This window comes from Rhizomicrobium sp. (genome assembly GCF_056722145.1).
On the sequence record NZ_JBWZET010000072.1, the window covers coordinates 1 to 3,073 of the forward strand.

Annotated in this window: 4 protein-coding genes; all 4 read right to left on the reverse strand. The window is 61.8% G+C overall.

The genetic code is table 11. The features are described 5' to 3' along the window. On the reverse strand, positions 1–1,051 hold a 1,051-nt coding region (gene purL, locus AC1P6P_RS04045), incomplete at its 3' end, for a phosphoribosylformylglycinamidine synthase subunit PurL (RefSeq protein WP_481401154.1). Positions 1,052–1,095: 44 nt separating this feature from the next. Further along, positions 1,096–1,764 (reverse strand): phosphoribosylformylglycinamidine synthase subunit PurQ, encoded by a 669-nt coding sequence (gene purQ, locus AC1P6P_RS04050; RefSeq protein WP_481401155.1) that lies wholly within the window; start codon positions 1,762–1,764, stop codon positions 1,096–1,098. Further along, positions 1,761–2,003, reverse strand: a complete 243-nt coding sequence (gene purS / locus AC1P6P_RS04055) for a phosphoribosylformylglycinamidine synthase subunit PurS (RefSeq protein ID WP_481401156.1) — start codon at positions 2,001–2,003, stop codon at positions 1,761–1,763. Before purS ends, purQ begins: the two co-directional genes overlap by 4 nt. Before the next feature lie 139 nt (positions 2,004–2,142). Next, positions 2,143–2,907, reverse strand: coding sequence for a phosphoribosylaminoimidazolesuccinocarboxamide synthase (gene purC / locus AC1P6P_RS04060; protein WP_481401157.1), 765 nt, complete (start codon positions 2,905–2,907; stop codon positions 2,143–2,145). Between the last annotated feature and the right edge of the window lie 166 nt (positions 2,908–3,073).

Here is a 3,073-nt window from a genome sequence, read left to right on the forward strand (position 1 = left end):
ATCGGTGGGTATCGGTGGTCTTGCCGATCACCGCGAAATCCAATTCCCATTTGCGGAAGATTTTTTCCGCTTCCGCCTCGCGGCCCGGCTTCAAGACCGCCAGCATGCGCTCCTGGCTTTCCGACAGCATCATCTCGTAAGCGGTGAGATTGGTCTCGCGCTGGGGCACCTTGTCGAGATCGATCTCGATGCCGGCACCGCCCTTGTCGGCCATTTCCGACGACGACGAGGTCAGGCCCGCCGCGCCCATGTCCTGAATGGCGATGATGGCATCGGTCGCCATCAGTTCGAGGCAGGCCTCGAGCAGCAGCTTTTCAGTGAAGGGGTCGCCGACCTGCACCGTCGGACGCTTCTCCTCGGAATCCTCGTTGAATTCGGCCGAGGCCATGGTGGCGCCGTGAATGCCGTCGCGGCCCGTCTTGGAGCCGACATAGACCACCGGATTGCCCGCGCCCTTGGCCGCCGAATAGAAAATCTTGTCGGATTTGGCGAGGCCGACGCACATCGCGTTGACCAGGATGTTGCCGTTGTAGGATTTGTGGAAATTGGTCTCGCCCGCGACGGTCGGAATGCCCATGCAGTTGCCATAGGCACCGATGCCGGCGACGACGCCCGATACCAGGTGGCGGGTCTTGGGATGATCGGGTTCGCCGAAGCGCAAGGCATCGAGGCTGGCAACGGGGCGCGCGCCCATGGTGAAGACATCGCGCATGATGCCGCCGACGCCGGTCGCCGCGCCCTGGAAGGGCTCGATGAACGACGGATGGTTGTGGCTTTCCATCTTGAAGACACAGACGTCGCCATCGCCGACATCGATGATGCCGGCATTCTCGCCCGGCCCCTGGATCACCCACGGCGCGCTGGTCGGCAGTTTCTTCAGATGCACGCGGGTCGATTTATACGAGCAGTGCTCGCTCCACATCACCGAGAAGATGCCGAGTTCGACGATCGTGGGCGCCCGCCCCAAAAGTTCGAGAATGCGGGCGTATTCGGTGTCGTTGAGGCCGTGTTCCTTGACGACTTCGGGCGTGACGGCGACAGGGGCGTTCATGTCTTTCGTTCTTTCACTTCGTCATGGCCGGGGGGCCATCCAGTTCAGCCAAGCGCTTCCAGCAAACCTTCGAACATCGCTTTGCCGTCGGTGCCGCCCAGCAGCGGATCGCAGACCCGTTCGGGATGCGGCATCAGGCCGAGGACGTTGCGCTTGTCGGAGAGAATGCCGGCGATGTCGCGGGCCGAGCCGTTGGGGTTTTCGCCGCGCGCATATTTGAACACGACGCGGCCTTCGCCTTCCAAGCGGTCGAGGGTCTCGGTGTCGGCGAAATAATTGCCTTCGCCATGCGCCACCGGGAACACCACGCGCTGGCCGGCGGCGTAGGCGCGGGTGAACACCGACTGGGTTTCCACCACCTCCAGCGCTTGCGGCCGGCAGACGAACTTCAATCCGGCATTCTTCATCAACACGCCCGGCAGCATGTGGGTCTCGGTCAGCACCTGGAAACCGTTGCAGATGCCAAGCACCCTGACGCCGGTTTCGGATTTCTCCTTGACCGCGCGCATCACGGTGGACTGGCCGGCCATGGCGCCGCAGCGCAGGTAGTCGCCATAGGAAAAGCCGCCCGGCAGGACGATGAGGTCGACGTCGGGCACGTCACTGTCGGCATGCCAGACCATGATCGGCTTGGTTCCCGTGACCTGTTCCAGTGCGGTCGCCGCATCGCGGTCGCAGTTGGAGGCGGGAAAGACGATGACCGCGCTTTTCATGCCGAGAGCTCGATTTCGTATTTCTCGATCACGGTGTTGGCGAGCAGCTTCTCGCACATCTCCTTGATCTCGACCTGCGCCTTGTCGGCGTCGGTTTCGGCGAGTTCGATCTCGATCAGCTTGCCCTGGCGGACGCCGCCGACCGAGGCGAAACCGAGATTGTTGAGCGCGTGCCCGATCGCCTTGCCTTGCGGATCGAGGACGCCATTTTTCAGGGTGACGAAGACGCGCGCTTTCATGAAGGGTTCCTTTCGACAGCCGTCCGCGCGAGCAGCAGAAGGCACACTACCCCTCCAAAATGGTGCTGCTTCGCGAAATTCGTGCCGCCTCGACCCTTCGGGGAGACGAAATTAGACCCGCCCGCGCGGAAAACCGACGCTAGCGCACCAGCATCGGCCCTTTGGCTTCTCCTTGCCCTGATTCGGGGAGGATTCCCAGGCGACGTGCGACCTCAGAGTAGGCCTCCATCAAGCCGCCGAGATCGCGCCGGAAGCGATCCTTATCGAGTTTCTCGCCGGTGGCGACATCCCACAACCGGCAGCAATCGGGGCTGATCTCGTCGGCGAGAACGATGCGCATGTAATCGTTCTCCCACAGGCGGCCGAATTCGACCTTGAAATCGACCAGTTTGATCCCGGCGCCGAGGAATAGGCCGGTCAGGAAGTCATTGATCCGAATGGTTAAATTTACAACGTCATCGAGATCTTGCGGACTCGCCCAGCCAAACGCGGTGATGTGCTCTTCCGACACCCAGGGGTCATGCAGGGCGTCGTTCTTGTAATAATATTCGATGATCGAGCGCGGCAGCGGGGTGCCTTCCTCGATGCCGAGGCGCTTGGCCAGCGAGCCTGCGGCCACATTGCGCACCTTGACCTCGAGCGGAATGATCTCGACCTCTTTGACGAGCTGCTCGCGCATGTTGAGGCGGCGCATGAAATGCGTCGGCACGCCGATCGCATTGAGCTGGCTCATCAAATATTCGCTGATGCGGTTGTTGAGGACGCCTTTGCCCTCGATCACCGCTTTTTTGGTCGCGTCGAAGGCGGTGGTGTCGTCCTTGAAATATTGCACGACGGTACCCGGCTCCGGACCCTCGTAAAGGATCTTGGCCTTGCCTTCATAGATCATGCGCCGGCGCTTCATATTCATGGACCCTGCCTGGCGCGTCGTGGAACGCCTCGGAGTGAAAATGCGAAGCGGGGCCTTCCTCGACCCCGCGAGACCCCAAAATAAGCATCCCTGGCTCCGGGGGCAACGTGGCGTGTGCGGATTGGCTTAAGGGCGGCTTGCGGGCGCCTTTCCGGGGTGT

Bases quoted from the DNA above. Each gene is read 5' to 3' on its own strand.
- purS (WP_481401156.1), bottom strand. From the start codon at position 2,003: ATGAAAGCGCGCGTCTTCGTCACCCTGAAAAATGGCGTCCTCGATCCG.
- purQ (WP_481401155.1), bottom strand. From the start codon at position 1,764: ATGAAAAGCGCGGTCATCGTCTTTCCCGCCTCCAACTGCGACCGCGAT.
- purC (WP_481401157.1), bottom strand. From the start codon at position 2,907: ATGAAGCGCCGGCGCATGATCTATGAAGGCAAGGCCAAGATCCTTTAC.